The sequence below is a fragment of the Lentzea sp. NPDC058450 genome (assembly GCF_042721395.1).
In the GTDB taxonomy this organism is placed as follows: Bacteria; Actinomycetota; Actinomycetes; order Mycobacteriales; family Pseudonocardiaceae; genus Lentzea.
Map to the genome: position 1 here is coordinate 140,459 of NZ_JBHXLO010000017.1, position 15,808 is coordinate 156,266.

The window sequence follows — 15,808 nt, forward strand, 5'->3', positions numbered from 1 at the left end:
GCGACAGGTCTACGGAGGCGCTCATTCGGCCGCGTTAAGCGAAAGGCCTTATCCGGCGCTTATGCCCGTCCTGCGGAAAATAGGTGTCATGCGTGTGCTGGTGGTCGAGGACGAACAGCTGCTCGCGGACACGATCGCCGAGGGACTGCGCAGGTTCTCGATGGCGGTCGACGTCTGCTACGACGGCGAGGCGGCGTTGGAACGCGTCGGGGTGCACGCGTACGACGTCGTGGTGCTCGACCGCGACCTGCCCCTCGTGCACGGTGACGAGGTGTGCAAGGCGGTGCACGCGACCGGCGGCGAGGCGCGGGTGCTGATGCTGACGGCGGCGGCCGAGGTGGACGATCGCGTGGCCGGGCTGGGGCTCGGCGCCGACGACTACCTGACCAAGCCGTTCGCGTTCGCCGAGCTCGTGGCCCGCGTGCAGGCGCTGGGCCGGCGGGCTCGTCCCGCCTTGCCGCCGGTGCTCGAACGGGCAGGCGTGACGCTCGACCTGCCGCGGCACCAGGCGTCGCGGGACGGGACGTTCCTGCCGCTGTCCCCCAAGGAGTTCGCCGTGCTGGAGGTGCTGATGCGGGCGGAGGGCACCGTGGTGAGTGCCGAGGAGCTGCTGGAGAAGGCCTGGGACGAGCACGCGGACCCGTTCACGAACGCCGTGCGGGTGGCGGTGATGACGCTGCGCCGCAAGCTGGGCGCGCCGCAGGTCATCCAGACCGTGCCCGGCGCCGGCTACCGGTTCGGCTCGTGAAGCTCCGGACCAGGCTGACGGCCTGGTACGCAGGGGTGTTCCTGATCGCGGGCGTCGCGCTGATCGGCCTCAACTACTGGCTGTTCGACCAGTTCGCGCCGGTGGACGAGGGCGTCGCGATCACGCGGGCCATCCCCACCGAACCGCTGGGGGACGTCTACACGGGAGTCGCGGGCGTCACGCCGGTCGAGGCCGCGCAGCTGGCCCCGGACACGCTGGTGGTCACCGCGGGCCAGTTCAAGGCCGACACCATGAACACGATCCTGTGGTTGTCGATCATCGCGCTGCTGGTGGCCGCCGTGTTCTCCGTCTGGCTCGGCTGGGTCGTGGCGGGCCGGGTGCTGGCCCCGCTGCACTCGATCACCTCGACCGCGCACCGGCTGGAGGCCGAACGGCTCGACCAGCGCATCGAGCTGGACGGGCCGCCGGACGAGCTGAAGGAGCTCGCGGACACCTTCGACGGCATGCTCGACCGGCTCGCGTCGTCGTTCGACAGCCAGAAGCGGTTCGTCGCGAACGCCTCGCACGAGCTGCGCACGCCGTTGGCCGTGCAGCGGACGCTGATCGAGGTGGCCGTCGCCGCTCCCGACGCGACCGACGACATGCGCCGTCTCGGAGCGCACCTGCTCGACACGAACGAGCGAAGCGAGAAGCTCATCGACGGGCTGTTGCTGCTCGCTCGCAGTGACCGCGGGCTCGCCACGCGTGAACTTCTGTGGCTGGACGAGGTCGTGGACGACGAAGTGGAGTCGTGTCGCGCGTTGGCGTCGGAGAAAAAGGTCACGTTTGAGGTTCGGACTCGCAGGTATCTGGTGGACGGCGATCCGGTCTTACTTGCCCAGCTCGTCGGCAACCTGTTGCGCAACGCGGTTCTGTACAACGAACCAGGCGGTTCCGTCACCGTAGAACTTGATCAAGCGTTGATCGTTTCCAACACCGGCCCCACCGTGCCTGCCCAGGCAGTACCCGGGTTGTTCGAGCCCTTCCGACGTCTCCGCGATCGCACCGGGACGGCCGGATCGGGCCTCGGGCTGTCGATCGTGCAGTCCGTCGCGCGGGCTCACGGCGGCTCGGCGAAGGCTCGTCCGAACGGGGGAGGCGGGCTGGTGGTCCAGGTGAACCTTCCGGAAACGGGCGTGCGACAGGCCTCGTGAACTGGCAAGATCACGTAGAGATATCGGCGAGCCTCCCACTCGTGGACCGCTCGTTGTCCTAACGTTGTCTGCTGGCGAGGTGCGAATTCAGGGAGGCCACGATGCGAGCGCTGCGAGTCATCGGGCTCGACGAGGACGGTAAGTCCGTCATCCTCGAAGACCCCGAAAACCGCGGCGAGCGCTTCACGCTCCCCGCGGACGAGCGTCTTCGAGCGGCCCTGCGAGGTGACCTCGCGCGCCTCGGCCAGATGCAGATCGAGTCCGGCGAGGCCCAGATGCGGCCGCGCGAGATCCAGGCGCGCATCCGTGCCGGCGAGTCGATCGACCAGGTCGCCGCCGCGTCCGGGATGCCGACGCACCGCATCGAGCGCTTCGCCTACCCGGTCCTGCTGGAGCGTTCGCGCACCGCGGACCTCGCGCAGCGCGCGCACCCGGTCCGTGAGGACGGTCCGGACGTGCAGACGCTCGGTGAGGTCGTCGCGCACTCGTTCGGTCTTCGCGGCCACGACCTGTCCGACACCAAGTGGGACTCGTGGAAGGGCGACGACGGCCGCTGGATCGTGCAGCTGCACTGGAAGACGGGGCGTTCGGACAACCGCGCGCACTGGGCGTTCCACCCCGGTGCGCAGGGCGGCACGGTCACGGCGCTCGACGACGCGGCCGTCGACCTGATGGACCCGAACCCGAACCGCACGCTGCGCACGGTGCGGCCGGTGACGCAGCTGGCCCGGCAGGCCCTGGAGGCGACTCCGGTCCTGCCCGCGATCCCGGTTGCCGAGGAGCCGCTTCCGGTCCCGGCGCAGGCGCCCGCCCCCGTGGCGACGCCTGCTCCCGTCGTGGCCGAGAAGCCGGTCCAGGAGAAGGCGCCCGAACCCGAGCCCGCCCCTGCTCCGCCGCCGCCCCCGGTGAAGGAGCAGGAGCCCGCCGCGGAGAAGCCGGTCCGCAAGGACCCTCCTCCGAAGCGGGGGAAGAAGAACCACCCCATCGTCCCTTCGTGGGAGGACGTTTTACTGGGCGTGCGGTCGAACCGCTGAGTGAGAAGCTGACGCCGTGGGACGTCGTGTCGCGCTGGCTGCCGGAGTGGGTGCACTCCTCGGCCTGGCCTGGTGGGGAATGTTCGAGCTCCTCGCATCGGGAGCGGTCTGCTCGAAGGACGAGTGGGGCTGCCTCGGTGCCTTCGTGACCTCGATACCGATCTTCGCCGTGGTGGGGTCGGTCGTCGGCGGTCTGGGACTGCGATCGCTGAAGGTGTCGCGGGCGTGGCTGACAGCCGTGCCCGCGACCCTCATGGCGGTGGTCGCGATGGTGTTGTTGCTGGGGATCACCTTCGTCGCGTTCGCGGTGTTCGCCGCGCTGTACGCGTTGATCGCGGTGCTGACCGGATCGGTCGAGGCCCGCCGTGACCAGTCGCTTTCGTGAGCTGACCGCCGCTGCGGCGGGGGCGTTGTGCGGCGCCGGGTGGTTCGCGTCGGTCGAGCCCGTGGGGAACCTGCCCTGCTCGGAAAGCGGCATCGGGTGTGCGCTCTTCGCCCTGTTCGTCGTGCTGCCGGGGCTCGTGGTCGTCTGGGGTCTCGTGGGGTGGGGGCTGCTTCGGCTCGTGCGGTTCGCCGCCGCGGGACGGACCGCCGCACTCGGGACGGCGAGCGCTGTGCTGCTGGTGATCCTCAGTTCGTTGGCGCTGAGGTTCGTGCAGGTCCAGCTGCCGGAGTGGAGCGGGAGCCTGGTGGTGGCGTTCGGAACCGCCTGCGGGTACGCGGTGGCCTCGGTGGTGACGCGGGCACGCGGTGAAGGTGCTGTGGAGGGTTCGTGAAGGACGGTTCTTCGCCGTCCTCGATCAGGTAGCTGTGGGCGCATGGTCTTGCGCACTGTCGTGGGGGCGGTCGCCGGAGCCGTCGCCGGCACCGGGTTCTGGCTGACGCTCGACGGCTTCACCCGGTACTGCTACCTGAGTCCCGGCCGCACCGGCTGCGGTGCCGGGCTGCCCCTGGTCTACCCGCCGGTGTTCGCGCTCTGGATGGTCGTCGCGGCCGCCCTGGTGCTGGGCGGGTTCCGGATCGGACGGCAGGAGCGCGGGTGGCTCGCGACCGGGATCGGCAGCGGGCTCTGGCTCGCGCTGATCGTGGCGGTCGTCTGGGTCGAGATCGGCCTCCTGGAGATCTACCCGGAGGACCGGCGCCTCTTCCTCGCGGCCGCCGCGGTGGCCGTGCCCTGCGTCGCCTACGCGGTCGCGACGTCGGCGGCCGGTCGGGCGCGCCGATGCTGACGCGTGCGGTCACCGGCGTGATCGCCGGACTCGTCGGGTTGCTGGCGACAGGTCTTGCCGGGTTCGGGCTGGTCATCGGGTTCTGCGGGTTCGAGAAGCCGCGGCCGTGGTCCGACGAGCGGTGTCTCGCCGGCGACTTCGCCGAGTACGGGTTGCTGTTGATCCCGGTCGTGCTGCTCGGCGGGCTGGCCGGGACGGCGTTGCTGCACGCGTGGTTGCTGCGGTGGCGCGGACAGCCCAGGCCGTTGTCGGTGGTGGCGCCGGGCATCGGGCTGGTGCTCGTGTTCACGTTCTTCGGCACGCTCACCGGGGTGGTCGGGCTGGTGCTCGTGCCGTCGGTGGCGTTCGCGCTGGCCGGCTTGCTCACCGGGTACGGGCGCAACGGTCTGTGACCGAGGCCTTGGCTCTCGCGGCAGGCGCTGGTTACGGTGGACGGCGTGACGGAGCAGAGCACCGCGGGCAAGACGGGTAGGACAGGACGCCGGCTGTTGTTCCGGGTCGTGCTGTCGATGGCCGTCGGGGCCGGGCTGGTGCTCGGGTGGACGTGGGCCTACGAGTCGGGCTTCCTCAAGTCGTGGCTCGACAGCACGTCGATGTCGACGTTCCTGCTGCTGGTGCTGGTCGGGCTGCCGCTCGCGCTGGTGTCGTCGCTGGTGCTGGCCGGGCCGATCCTGTGGGTGTTCGGGGTGCGGCCGGTGTGGCCGATCATCCTGCTCGGGCCGATCGTGCTGGGCATCGGGCTCTACTTCAAGCTGCACGAGCCCGTCCTCGGGTGGTTCGCCAACAGGCACCACGCCGAGGCGTTGCTCGCGGCCGTCGCCTACGGGCTCGTCGGGCTCGTCACGTTCAAGAGGTCGTAGGCACCTCGTCGAGCAGGTTCAGGTCCCAGCCCTCGCGTTCGCACCAGTCCTCGGCGTCCTCGCGGGACACGAGCATCGCGTGCCGCGGCCTCGGGCCGGCCAGGTGGTCCCAGCCGTCGGGGGCGAGCACGAAGTTCGCCCCATCGCGTGACGCGATGAGCCGTCCGTGTGGAAACGCCATGGTCTGCTCGGTTCGCAGAAACCGCGTCATGGTGGTCATCGTGCCCTTGACCTCGACCTAAGTCGAGACAGCAGGCTCCGGTGGGGAGAAAAACCGGATGCTGAGTGTCGGTCCTCCTTCGTACTTTGGAGAGGACCTGGAGGGGGCTCGTCGCGTGAGCGATCAACGTAACTCGACAATTCAGACCTTGCGGAGGTTGTGGCCGTACGTGCGGCCGCACCGCGCACGGATGACTGTCGTGCTGTCGGCGACGATGCTCGCGATGCTGTGCGGTCTCGGCATCCCGCTGCTCACGCAGCGCATCGTCGACGGTCCGATTCAGAACAAGGAGACCGGCCCGCTGCCGTGGCTGATCGCGGGCGTCCTGGCGCTCGGGGTCGGCGAGGCGCTGCTGTTCTACATCCGGCGCAAGGTCGTGGCGCGGCCCGCCGCCGAGGTCGAGGCGCGCATGCGGTTCGACCTCTACAAGCATCTGCAACGGCTGCCGGTCGCGTTCCACGACCGCTGGCAGTCGGGTCAGCTGCTCTCGCGCGCCACGAACGACCTCACGACAGTGCGGCGGTTCGTGGCGTTCGCCATCGTGTTCCTGATCGTCAACAGCCTGGTCGTCGTGATCGGGCTGGTCATCATCGCCACGCTCTCGCCGTGGCTGCTCATCGTGTCGTTGTGCGGCGCCCTGCCGTTGATCGTCATCTCGTACTTCTTCGAGTCGAAGTTCAAGCTCGTCGCGCGGAAGGCGCAGGACCAGGCGGGCGACCTGACCACGACGGTCGAGGAGTCGGTGCTCGGCATCCGGGTGCTGAAGGCGTTCGGGCGCGGGCCCGAGCTGTCGAAGCGGTTCCTGGCGCAGGCCCGTGACCTGAGGTCGACGGAGCTGAACAAGATCTCGATCCTGGCCGCGCTGTGGTCGGTGCTGATCGTGCTGCCCGAGCTGTCCATCGCGGGCATGCTCGGCGTCGGCGCGATCGGCATCGTGCAGGGCTGGATGACGGTCGGCACGCTGGTCGCGGCCGTCGCGGTGAGCGCGTACCTGCGGTGGCCCATCGACTCCATCGGCTGGCTGCTGGCGGAGACGAACCAGACCGCGTCGGCGCTGGAACGCTACTGGGAGGTCATCGACTCCCCCGTGACGATCACCGGCCCGGCCACGCCCGCGCCGCTGCCGAAGCCGTTGCGCGGGCACGTCCGGTTCGAGGGCGTGCGGTTCGCGTTCGAGGACGGCCGCGAGGTGCTGTCGGGCGTCGACCTGGACCTGCGTCCGGGTGAGACGGTCGCGCTGGTCGGGGCGACGGGCTCGGGCAAGACGACGCTCACGGCGCTGGTGCCCCGGCTCGCGGACGTGACGGGCGGGCGGATCACGATCGACGGCGTCGACGTGCGCGACCTGTCGCTGGAGGACCTGCGGACGGTCGTGGGCACGGCGTTCGAGGAACCCGTGCTGTTCTCGGCCTCCGTGACCGAGAACGTGGGCCTGGGCGTGCCGGACGTGACCGAGGAGGCCGTGCGCGAGGCGTTGCGGGTGGCGAAGGCCGAGGAGTTCGTGGAAGCGCTCCCGTGGGGCCTCGCGACCCGCATCGGCGAGCAGGGCCTGTCGCTGTCCGGTGGTCAGCGGCAACGGCTGGCGCTCGCCCGCGCGGTCGTCGGCAAGCCGGCCGTGCTGGTGCTGGACGACCCGCTGTCGGCGCTGGACGTGCACACCGAGGCCGAGGTGGAGGGCGCGCTGCGCCGGGTGCTGAGCGAGACCACGGCGCTGGTCGTGGCGCACCGCTCGTCGACCGTGCAGCTCGCGGACCGGGTGGCGTTGCTGGCCGGCGGCAGGATCACCGCGGTCGGTTCGCACCGGGAGTTGTTGGACACCAACGAGGAATACCGGCACCTGCTGTCCAGCATGGACGACGAGCTGGTCGAAGAGGAGGTGGCGTCGTGAGCGAGGTGACCGCACCCGTTGCGACAGAAGAAGAATGGCGCGGCGTCGCCGCCGAGGAGATCGAGGAGCTCTCGCACTCGACGGGCCTGCGCCTGCAGGCCCGGTCGCGCAGGCTGCTGGGATCGTTGCTGCGCCCGCACATCGGCCTGACGTCGCTGGCGATCGCCGCCGTCGTCTGCGGCAACCTGGCCGCGCTGGCCGGTCCGCTGCTGATCGCCGCCGCGATCGACAACGGCATCCCGTCGGCGATCGGCGGCAGCGCGTCGACCCTGGTGTGGTGCGTCATCGGCTACGCGGTCTCGGCCGTGCTGATGACGTTCCTGCGCTGGGCGTTCCTGCGGATCTCCGGCCGGGTCGGCCAGGACATCCTGCTGGACCTGCGCGGCCGCATCTTCCGCCACTCGCAGGGCCTGTCCGTGGGCTTCCACGAGTCGTACACGTCGGGCAAGGTCATCGCGCGCCTGACGAGCGACGTCGACTCGTTGCAGGACCTGCTGGAGGAGGGCCTCGACAGCCTGTTCAACGCGGCCCTGTCGGTGACCGGCATCGCGATCATCCTGCTGTACCTGGACGTCCCGCTCGCCCTGGTCGTGATCGCGGGCTTCATCCCGATCTACTTCATCTGGCGCTGGTTCCGCCGCCGCTCGATGGACGCCTACCGAGGCACGCGCGGCGCCATCGCCAAGATCATCGTGCAGTTCGTCGAGTCGATGAACGGCATCCGCGCCGTCCAGGCGTTCCGCCGCCAGCCCCGCAACGAACAGATCATGAAGGGCTTCAACGGCCAGTTCCGCGACGCCAACACCGACGCCCTGGGCGTCATGGCCCTGTTCGTCTCCACGGTCCGGGCCATCGGCAACGTCTCACTGGCCGTGGTCCTGGCCTGGGGCGCCTACCGAGTGGCGGGCGGCTCGCTCGAACTGGGCGTGCTGACGGCGTTCACGGTCTACATCCGCCGCTTCTACGACCCGTTCGACGAACTGGCGATGTTCGCCAACTCCTACTCCTCGGCCACCGCGGCCCTGGAGAAGATCTCAGGCGTCCTGGAGGAGAAGCCCTCGGTCCCCGAACCCACGTCCCCCGCGGCCCTGTCCCAGCCGCTCGGCGCGGTCCGCTTCACCGACGTGGAGTTCCAGTACCCGGGCACCACCCGCCTGGTGCTCCCGCGCTTCTCGCTGGACGTCCCGGCGGGCCAGACCGTGGCCCTGGTGGGAGCGACAGGCGCGGGCAAGACCACGGTCGCCAAGCTCGTGGCCCGCTTCTACGACCCGTCAACGGGTTCGGTCGAACTGGACGGCACCGACCTCCGCTCGGTCGCGGACACCGACCTGCGCCGAGCGGTCGTGATGGTCACCCAGGAGAACTTCCTGTTCTCCGGCTCGGTGGCGGACAACATCGCCCTGGGCCGCCCAACGGCCACCCGCGCGGAGATCGAGGCTGCGGCAACGGAGGTGGGCGCCCACACCTTCATCAACGCCCTCCCCGACGGCTACGACACGGACGTCCGCAAACGAGGCGGCCGCCTCTCCGCAGGCCAACGCCAAATGGTCGCATTCGCCCGCGCATTCCTCGCGGACCCAGCCGTACTGGTCCTCGATGAGGCAACATCGTCCTTGGACGTGCCCACAGAACGCGCGGTCCAGTCAGCCCTGGAAACGGTGCTGGCGGACCGAACGGCGTTCATCATCGCCCACCGCCTGTCGACGGTCCTGATCGCGGACCGCGTACTGGTGCTGGATGGTGGCATTGTGGTGGAAGACGGCTCCCCAGCGGAGCTGATCGGTGAGCGGGGCCGCTTCGCGGCCTTGCACACGGCCTGGCGCGACTCGCTCGCCTAGGCCGGCAGGTCGCGGTGGGGCCACACGGGAATGTGTCCCCCACCACCCCACCACCCACCCCCCCCCGCCCCGGCCCCCCCCCCGCCGCCCCGCCCGCCCGCCCCCACGTCTCCGAGCGTGCGTCCCCAGTGCGTCACGACCGGCAGGCTCGCGCCCTGGACCGAGATGACGACGCTGGAGGTGTCGTCGTGCAGGTGCACGACCTCCGTGTTGCTCATGCGGGCCCCGTCCACATCAAACACAAATGAACATTGTGCCGATCCTCAGGCGCAGGACTCGCGTTGTCAAGCGTTGGAAAATGTTGATTTATGTCCGGTCAGACAACGAGACTGAGCAGCGCGGCGACCGCGAAACCGACCACCGAGAGGATCGTTTCGAGGACCGTCCACGACTGCAGCGTCTCCTTCACCGACAGCCCGAAGTACCGCGACACGATCCAGAACCCGCCGTCGTTCACGTGCGAGGCGATGATCGAGCCGGACGCGATGGCCATGACGACCAGCGCGAGTTGCGGCTGCGAGTAGTTCAGGTCCGCCAGCACCGGTGCCACGATGCCCGCCGTCGTCACGATCGCGACCGTCGCCGAGCCCTGCGCGATGCGGATGACGCAGCTGATCACGTACGCCAGCGCGATCACCGGCAGGCCGATGCCCGACAGCTCGTTCGCCAGCGTCTTGCCGATGCCCGTCGCGGCCAGCACGGCGCCGAAGAAGCCACCGGCACCGACCACGAGCAGGATCATCGCGACCGGCTTCAGCGACGCGCTCGACAGTTCCGCGACCTTCTCGCGGGTCATGCCGCGGCGGAAGCCCAGCAGCCAGAACGCCAGCAGCACCGAGATCGTCAGCGCGACGGCGGGGGTGCCGAAGAACGTCGCGATCGAGTACAGCTTCGAGCCCTTGGTCAGCAGGATCGAGCCGAACGTGCCCGCGAGGATCAGCACCAGGGGCAGGCCGATGATCGCGAGCACCAGACCGAGCGACGGCGGTTCGCGGTCGTCGCCGCCGTTCTCCGCCCGCGCGACCTCGGCCGCCGCCAGCATCTCCTCCGGTACCGGCACGTTGATGCGCTTGCCGATCCAGTACGAGTACAGGACGCCGCCGACGAACCACGACGGGAGCGCCACCGCGAGGCCCATGATGATGATCCAGCCGAGCGACACACCCAGCAGACCGGCCGCCGCCACTGGTCCGGGGTGAGGTGGCATGAACGCGTGCATGACCGAAAGGCCTGCCAGCAACGGCATGGCGAACAGCACGATCGACTTGCCGGACCGCTTGGCCGCCACGTAGACCAATGGCGCCAACACGAAGATGCCGATGTCGAAGAAGACCGGCACGCCGAAGATCAGGCCGGCGAGACCGATCGCGACCGGCGCCTTCTTCTCGCCGAACGCGGTCATCAGCTTGTCCATCAGGACCTGCGCGCCACCGGACGCCTCGAGGATCGCGCCGAGCAGCGTGCCGAGACCGATGATCGCGGCGATGTGGCCGAGGATCGAGCCGAAGCCCTTCTCCAGCAACGAGTCCGAGGCCTTCTGGGCAGACCCGACCAGTTGCTCCACCGGCACGCCCGCCAACAGGGCGACCAGCAGTGCGACGACGATCAACGCGATGAACGGCTCGACCTTGAACTTGATGATCAGTAGCAGCAGCACCGCGATGCTGACTACCGCGAGGGTCAGCAGGCCCCCTGTTGAGTGTTGCAACCAGTCGATCACGGGCGGCTCCTGAGTGAATGGCCTGGCAATGAGCCGGTGGCGGTTCCGTCGTCGATCACCGTCACCCCGTTGCAGAACACGTACGGGATGCCGGCGGCCTGCTGTCGCGGCTCGTCGAACGTCGCCGTGTCGGCGATCGTCGCGGGGTCGAACAGCACCAGGTCGGCCGCGTAGCCCTCGCGAACCAGACCCCGGTCGGTGAGCCGCAAACGCTGGGCCGCGCGGCCGGTGAGGTGCTCGACGCACTCCTCCAGGCTCAGCACGCCCAGTTCGCGGACGTAGCGCGCGAAGTAGCGGGGGAACGTGCCCCACGCGCGCGGGTGCGGCCGGTCGCCCACCAGCAGGCCGTCGCTGCCGCCCGTGTGCGCCGGATGCTTCATGATCGCCTGCACGTTCTCCTCGTGGCCCACGTGCATGAGGCAGGACGTACCCAGTCGTTCGTCGACCAACACGTCGAAGTACAGGTCGGCGGGCGAGCGTCCCAGTCTCGATGCCGAGGCGTGGACGCTGGAGCCGACGAGGTGCGCGTTGTGGTCGTTGCGGACGCCGTTGATCTCGATGGAGTCCCAGTCGACCGGCACGCCGTGGCAGCCGTCCGAGCCCGTCTCCTCGATCTCCGCGCGGATGCGTTCGCGGGTGTCCACATCGGACAACCTTGCCAGCGCTCGTTCGGGACCGCCCTCCGTGGCCCACGACGGCAGCAGCGCACTCAGATACGTCGCTCCCGGCAGGTACGGGTAGGTGTCGAGCGAGATGTCGGCGCCACCCGCGATCGCGTCGTCCAGCAACGCGAGGAGGTCCGGCGCCTTGCCCTTGTTCACCGGGAAGTTCATGGTGGCGTGCGCGAGGTGCAGTGCACAGCCCGAACGCTTCGAGACGTCCACCATCTCGGCGTACGCCTCCAACGCGCCCGCGCCGTAGCTGCGGTGGTGCGGGCTGTAGAAGCCGTTGTGCTGCCCGACGACCTCGCAGAGCTGCACGAGCTCGGACGTGTCCGCGTACATGCCCGGCGTGTAGGTGAGCCCGGACGACATGCCCGCCGCGCCCTCCGCGAGCGACTGCGCCAGAACGGACTTCATGGTGTCCATTTCGGACTCGGTCGGCGTCCGGTCGTCCCAGCCGACGACGAGCATCCGCAACGTCCCCTGCGGCACCAGGTACGCGGCGTTCACCGCGATGCCCTGGTCGAGCCGGTCGAGGTACTGGCCGACCGAGCGCCAGTTCCAGTCGAAGCCCGGCGGGTCGTCGTTCCAGCCCGCGAGCTGGCCGCGCAACGTCGCGAGCACCTCGTCGTTCACCGGCGCGTAGGACAGGCCGTCCTGGCCGAGCACCTCGGTCGTGACGCCCTGCGAGACCTTGGCCAGGTGGTCGGGTTCGGCGAGGATCCGCAGGTCCGAGTGCGAGTGCATGTCGATGAACCCCGGCGCGAGCACCAGCCCGTCCGCGTCGATCGACCTGGTGGTGCTCACCCCGTCCCCGATCGACGTGATGACGCCGTCCTTGATCCCCACATCCGCGCGATACGCGGGTGCGCCCGTGCCGTCGGCGATCAGCGGTCCGCGCAGGACGACGTCGTCCATCGGTGCACTCCTTCTAGAAGTAGGTGCGGATCAGGTCGACCACGGTCGTGCCCTGGACGACCGGGATGAGCTGCCACTTGTCGAACACCGTGCAGGGGTGGGACAGTCCCAGCCCGACCCAGTCGCCGACCCGGACCGTGGCCTCGGCGCCGAGCTGGAGGAACGCGTGCTGGTCGTTCAGGGCGGTGATCCTCGCCCCGGCCAGCGGGGCGATCGCGCCGTCGCGGCGGCGGAGGAGCTGCGGTTCCGGCAGGCCCTCGTCGAACGACGCGTCGCGCTTGCCGATCGTCAGCAACGCCAGGTCGCGCTGCGGCCGTGAGGTGACCTGGGCCCACGCCCGGAGCGCCGAGCGGAACGGCTCCACGCCGTCGATCCGGGAGAACGGCGAGATGCCGCGGTAGAAGCCGTCGTCGTGGGTGATGTACGCGCCGCTGCGCAGCACCGGGGTGACCGCCATCGGCCACGGCTGGGACAGCGTCGCCGCCACCTGGTCGAAGTACGCGCTGCCGCCCGCCGTGACGATCACCGAGTCCAGCTCGTCGAACAGGCCGGCGTCGGCGAGGCGCAACGTGAGCGTCCGCAGGTCGGTCAGGTAGCGGTCCACGACGGCCTGCGACGACTCGGACGCGTCGTGCGCCAGCGCGCCTTCGTAGCCGCCGGTGCCGACGAGACGCAGCACCGGGCTCTGGTCCACGGCCCGCGCCACCGCCAGCGCCGTGTCCAGGTCACGCGCGCCGGTCCGTCCGCCGGGAGCGCCGAGCTCGACGATCACGTCGACCGGCCGTGACGGTTGGAGCTCCTGCAAGGTCTCGCTCAGCAGGGCGACGCCGGTTTCGGAGTCCGCCCAGCAGCTGAACTCGAAGCCGGGGTCGGCGTCGAGCTCGCCGACCAGCCAGCGCAGCGCGGCGGGGTCGAGCAGCTGGTTCGCCAGCAGGATCCGCGAGACGCCGAACGCCCGGTAGACGCGCAGCTGCGACGCGTTGGCGGCGGTGATGCCCCAGACGCCGTGCTCGATCTGCCGCTGGAAGAGCTGCGGCGCCATCGTCGTCTTCCCGTGCGGGGCCAGCTTGACGCCGTGGTTGTCGCACCACCGGGCCATCGTTGTCAGGTTGTGCGTGAGCGCGTCCGCGTCCAGCACGACGAGCGGCCCGACGAACTCGTCGGCGAACAGGTCGAGGCGCTGGCCGGCGACCTCCCCGAGGGTGGAGCCGAACGTGCTCGACGGCAGTCCCTTGAAGCGCCAGCTGACCGTTTCCGCCCTGATGTCCGCGACGGCCGAGAGGTCCATCTCCATCAGTTGTTGCATATTTTGCAACTCCCATTGCGCGATGTGATGCTGAGTTGTGTAGCATTCGGACTCGCCGCCGTCAACGAACACCCCTGGAGCACGCATGCGGTTCGAACACGTCGGCGGTGTCGTGTGTCTCGGCGAGACCATGGTGATGATGGTTCCGGCTGAACCCGGACCCGTGCATCTGGTGCGCACGTGGCACCGGGCCGTCGGTGGCGCCGAGTCCAACGTCGCGGTGCACCTCACGCGCCTCGGCGTGCCGGCGTCGTGGGTCAGCGCGGTCGGCGACGACTCGTTCGGCAGGGCCGTGCTCGACACCGTGGGCGGCTTCGGCGTCGACGTGTCCGGCGTGCGGATCGACGCGACGCGCCCCACCGGCCTGTACGTCAAGGAGGCCTCGCCGCACGGCAGCCCGGTGCGTTACTACCGGCGCGGCTCGGCGGCGTCCGGCATGGGCCTCGAGATGATCGACCGGCTCGGGCTCGGGCACGTGAAGCTGGTGCACCTCAGCGGGATCACGCCCGCGTTGTCCGACTCGTGCCTCGCGATGATGCGCGAGCTGCTGCGGCGGCCGCGGCACGGGTTCCGCATCTCGTTCGACCTGAACTGGCGGCCCGCGCTGTGGACCGACCGCGACCCGCGCGTGCTGCGCGAGCTCGCCGACATGGCCGACGTCGTGCTGGCCGGCGCCGACGAGGCCGAGCTGGTGTGGGGGACCGGCGATCCCGCACGGCTGCGCAAGCTGCTGCCCGGCCCGGTGTCGCTCGTGGTGAAGCAGGGGGCGGACGGCGCGACGCTGCTGGAGGGCGGGTCGTCGTTCTTCGAACCGGCGCTCAAGGTCGAGGTCGTCGAACCGGTCGGCGCGGGTGACGCGTTCGCCGCCGGGTTCCTCGCGGCTACCTTGGCGGGGGAGGGTCCGTCGGTGCGGCTGCGCGCCGGGCACCTGCAGGCGGCGTCCGCTTTGCTCACGGCGGAGGACGTCGGAGATCCTCTGCCCGACGACGTGACGGTTCCGCTGCTGCACGCCGACCCGCAGACCTGGGCGTCCGCCCGCCTGGAGGTGTAGATGAGCCAGAGTCTCGACAGAGCGCTCACCCTGGTGAGCCAGCTCGCGAGCGGTCCGAAGACGCTGGACGAGCTGTCCGGCGTGATCGGCGTGCACAAGTCGACGACGCTGAGGCTGTTGCGGACCTTGGAGTCGCACCGGTTCGTGCAACGCGACGGCGTGCACCACTACCGCCTCGGCACAGCGTTGTTCGACCTCGCCAACCTCGCCCTGGAGGAACGCGACGTGCGCCGCGCCTCCGAAGCCGCGTTGCGCGACCTCAACTCGCGCCTGGGCCACACCGTCCACCTCGCGTCCTACGAGGACGGTGAGGTCATCTACATCGACAAGTACGAGTCCCGGCACCAGATGCGGATGTACTCGCGCATAGGCCGCCGCGCGCCGTTGCACTGCACGGCCGTCGCCAAGATCCTGCTCGCCGACCTGCCCGCCCCGGCGTTGCAGAAGGTGCTGGCGGGCATGGAGTTCCCCCGGCTGACGGAGAACACGATCCTCGGTCCCGCGGCCTACGTCGCCGAGCTGGAACGCGTGCGCGCCAACGGGTACGCGGTCGACAACTCCGAGCACGAGGACTTCATCCACTGCATCGCGGCCCCGATCAAGGGCGCGCGCGGCGAGGTGCTCGCGGCCGTCTCGATGTCCGTGCCGAAGGTGCTGCTCGACTTCGACGGCCTGCTGGGACACCTGCCCGACCTGCTCGCCACCGCCGAAGCCGCCTCCGCGGAGTGCGGTTATGTTTCCAGATAAGGGGAGTTCCGTTGTCCAAGGTTGAGATCAAGACCGCCGACGCGCCGCAGCCCGTGGCCCGTTTCTCGCAGGGTGTGCGCAAGGGCAACATCCTGCAGGTGGCGGGGCAGGTGGCGTTCGACCCGAAGTCGGGCGACATCGTCGGCACCACGGTCGCCGAGCAGACCCGCCAGACGTTCGCGAACCTGCACGCGGTGCTGGCGGCCGGCGGCGCGTCCATCGACGACGTGGTGATGATCCGCGTCTACCTCACCGACACCGCGCACTTCGCGGAGCTGAACGAGGTGTACGGCGAGTTCGTGACGGACCCGGCGCCAGCCCGCACCACCGTGTACGTCGGCCTGCCCGCCGGCCTGCTGGTGGAAATCGACGCGCTCGCGGTCGTCGACTGATCTACCGTGCTGCGGGGCGTGTCCGGGACCGGACGCGCCCC

At 69.8% G+C, this 15,808-nt stretch carries 17 protein-coding genes; 13 read left to right on the forward strand and 4 right to left on the reverse strand.

Annotated features, from left to right (window positions below; all coding sequences use genetic code 11):
• The first annotated feature begins 88 nt into the window (after positions 1-88).
• From ACFWNN_RS25875 to ACFWNN_RS25910, 8 genes are all read left to right on the forward strand, one after another.
• Positions 89-748, forward strand: coding sequence for a response regulator transcription factor (locus ACFWNN_RS25875; protein ID WP_382442500.1), 660 nt, complete (start codon positions 89-91; stop codon positions 746-748).
• Complete coding sequence (locus ACFWNN_RS25880; protein ID WP_382442501.1) at positions 745-1,902, forward strand: sensor histidine kinase; 1,158 nt, start codon at positions 745-747, stop codon at positions 1,900-1,902. The genes ACFWNN_RS25875 and ACFWNN_RS25880 overlap by 4 nt, the downstream gene beginning before the upstream one ends.
• A gap of 101 nt (positions 1,903-2,003) precedes the next feature.
• Positions 2,004-2,936 (forward strand): septation protein SepH, encoded by a 933-nt coding sequence (sepH, locus tag ACFWNN_RS25885; protein ID WP_382442502.1) that lies wholly within the window; start codon positions 2,004-2,006, stop codon positions 2,934-2,936.
• Between the two features lie 16 nt (positions 2,937-2,952).
• Positions 2,953-3,321 carry a hypothetical protein gene (locus ACFWNN_RS25890; protein ID WP_382442503.1) on the forward strand — a complete coding sequence of 123 codons (369 nt, stop codon included), beginning with the start codon at positions 2,953-2,955 and terminating at the stop codon, positions 3,319-3,321.
• A complete protein-coding gene (locus ACFWNN_RS25895) occupies positions 3,302-3,712 on the forward strand; it encodes a hypothetical protein (protein WP_382442504.1) in 411 nt (136 codons plus the stop codon). The genes ACFWNN_RS25890 and ACFWNN_RS25895 overlap by 20 nt, the downstream gene beginning before the upstream one ends.
• Before the next feature lie 42 nt (positions 3,713-3,754).
• Positions 3,755-4,165 (forward strand): hypothetical protein, encoded by a 411-nt coding sequence (locus ACFWNN_RS25900; protein WP_382442505.1) that lies wholly within the window; start codon positions 3,755-3,757, stop codon positions 4,163-4,165.
• Entirely contained in the window at positions 4,159-4,557 is a 399-nt protein-coding gene (locus ACFWNN_RS25905; protein ID WP_382442506.1) for a hypothetical protein, read from the forward strand. The genes ACFWNN_RS25900 and ACFWNN_RS25905 overlap by 7 nt, the downstream gene beginning before the upstream one ends.
• A 45-nt stretch (positions 4,558-4,602) precedes the next feature.
• Positions 4,603-5,025 (forward strand): hypothetical protein, encoded by a 423-nt coding sequence (locus ACFWNN_RS25910; protein WP_382442507.1) that lies wholly within the window; start codon positions 4,603-4,605, stop codon positions 5,023-5,025.
• Here the strand turns inward: ACFWNN_RS25910 and ACFWNN_RS25915 are convergent.
• Positions 5,012-5,236 carry a hypothetical protein gene (locus tag ACFWNN_RS25915; protein ID WP_382442508.1) on the reverse strand — a complete coding sequence of 75 codons (225 nt, stop codon included), beginning with the start codon at positions 5,234-5,236 and terminating at the stop codon, positions 5,012-5,014. The genes ACFWNN_RS25910 and ACFWNN_RS25915 overlap by 14 nt on opposite strands.
• A gap of 157 nt (positions 5,237-5,393) precedes the next feature.
• Here ACFWNN_RS25915 and ACFWNN_RS25920 point away from each other — a divergent pair, with 157 nt between their 5' ends.
• Together ACFWNN_RS25920 and ACFWNN_RS25925 are read left to right on the forward strand one after the other, a co-directional pair.
• The gene (locus ACFWNN_RS25920) at positions 5,394-7,133 is read left to right on the forward strand and encodes an ABC transporter ATP-binding protein (RefSeq protein ID WP_382442509.1); all 1,740 of its coding nucleotides are present in this window, start codon (positions 5,394-5,396) and stop codon (positions 7,131-7,133) included.
• Positions 7,130-8,971, forward strand: coding sequence for an ABC transporter ATP-binding protein (locus ACFWNN_RS25925; protein WP_382442510.1), 1,842 nt, complete (start codon positions 7,130-7,132; stop codon positions 8,969-8,971). Before ACFWNN_RS25920 ends, ACFWNN_RS25925 begins: the two co-directional genes overlap by 4 nt.
• Positions 8,972-9,287: 316 nt before the next feature.
• On the opposite strand, the gene ACFWNN_RS25930 is transcribed toward ACFWNN_RS25925, so the two are convergent.
• Genes ACFWNN_RS25930 through ACFWNN_RS25940 form a run of 3 tightly spaced genes read right to left on the reverse strand, consistent with a single transcriptional unit; the run spans position 9,288 to position 13,565 of the window.
• A complete protein-coding gene (locus ACFWNN_RS25930; protein WP_382442511.1) occupies positions 9,288-10,691 on the reverse strand; it encodes a GntP family permease in 1,404 nt (467 codons plus the stop codon).
• The gene (locus ACFWNN_RS25935; RefSeq protein ID WP_382442512.1) at positions 10,688-12,271 is read right to left on the reverse strand and encodes an amidohydrolase family protein; all 1,584 of its coding nucleotides are present in this window, start codon (positions 12,269-12,271) and stop codon (positions 10,688-10,690) included. Before ACFWNN_RS25935 ends, ACFWNN_RS25930 begins: the two co-directional genes overlap by 4 nt.
• A 13-nt stretch (positions 12,272-12,284) precedes the next feature.
• A complete protein-coding gene (locus ACFWNN_RS25940) occupies positions 12,285-13,565 on the reverse strand; it encodes an amino acid deaminase (RefSeq protein WP_382442513.1) in 1,281 nt (426 codons plus the stop codon).
• 97 nt (positions 13,566-13,662) lie between these two features.
• Between ACFWNN_RS25940 and ACFWNN_RS25945 the strand changes: the two genes are divergently transcribed.
• From ACFWNN_RS25945 to ACFWNN_RS25955, 3 genes are read left to right on the forward strand one after another with little or no spacing between them, the layout of a single operon-like run.
• Positions 13,663-14,628 (forward strand): sugar kinase, encoded by a 966-nt coding sequence (locus ACFWNN_RS25945; protein WP_382442514.1) that lies wholly within the window; start codon positions 13,663-13,665, stop codon positions 14,626-14,628.
• Positions 14,629-15,375, forward strand: coding sequence for an IclR family transcriptional regulator (locus tag ACFWNN_RS25950; protein ID WP_382442515.1), 747 nt, complete (start codon positions 14,629-14,631; stop codon positions 15,373-15,375).
• Between the two features lie 11 nt (positions 15,376-15,386).
• Positions 15,387-15,767 (forward strand): RidA family protein, encoded by a 381-nt coding sequence (locus ACFWNN_RS25955; RefSeq protein WP_189159655.1) that lies wholly within the window; start codon positions 15,387-15,389, stop codon positions 15,765-15,767.
• Positions 15,768-15,808 lie beyond the last annotated feature (41 nt).

Excerpts from the sequence above, each read along its gene's own strand:
- ACFWNN_RS25875 (WP_382442500.1), top strand. The coding sequence starts at position 89 with ATGCGTGTGCTGGTGGTCGAGGACGAACAGCTGCTCGCGGACACGATC.
- sepH (WP_382442502.1), top strand. The coding sequence starts at position 2,004 with ATGCGAGCGCTGCGAGTCATCGGGCTCGACGAGGACGGTAAGTCCGTC.
- ACFWNN_RS25900 (WP_382442505.1), top strand. The coding sequence starts at position 3,755 with ATGGTCTTGCGCACTGTCGTGGGGGCGGTCGCCGGAGCCGTCGCCGGC.
- ACFWNN_RS25905 (WP_382442506.1), top strand. The coding sequence starts at position 4,159 with ATGCTGACGCGTGCGGTCACCGGCGTGATCGCCGGACTCGTCGGGTTG.
- ACFWNN_RS25915 (WP_382442508.1), bottom strand. The coding sequence starts at position 5,236 with ATGACGCGGTTTCTGCGAACCGAGCAGACCATGGCGTTTCCACACGGA.
- ACFWNN_RS25935 (WP_382442512.1), bottom strand. The coding sequence starts at position 12,271 with ATGGACGACGTCGTCCTGCGCGGACCGCTGATCGCCGACGGCACGGGC.
- ACFWNN_RS25940 (WP_382442513.1), bottom strand. The coding sequence starts at position 13,565 with ATGGAGATGGACCTCTCGGCCGTCGCGGACATCAGGGCGGAAACGGTC.
- ACFWNN_RS25945 (WP_382442514.1), top strand. The coding sequence starts at position 13,663 with ATGCGGTTCGAACACGTCGGCGGTGTCGTGTGTCTCGGCGAGACCATG.
- ACFWNN_RS25950 (WP_382442515.1), top strand. The coding sequence starts at position 14,629 with ATGAGCCAGAGTCTCGACAGAGCGCTCACCCTGGTGAGCCAGCTCGCG.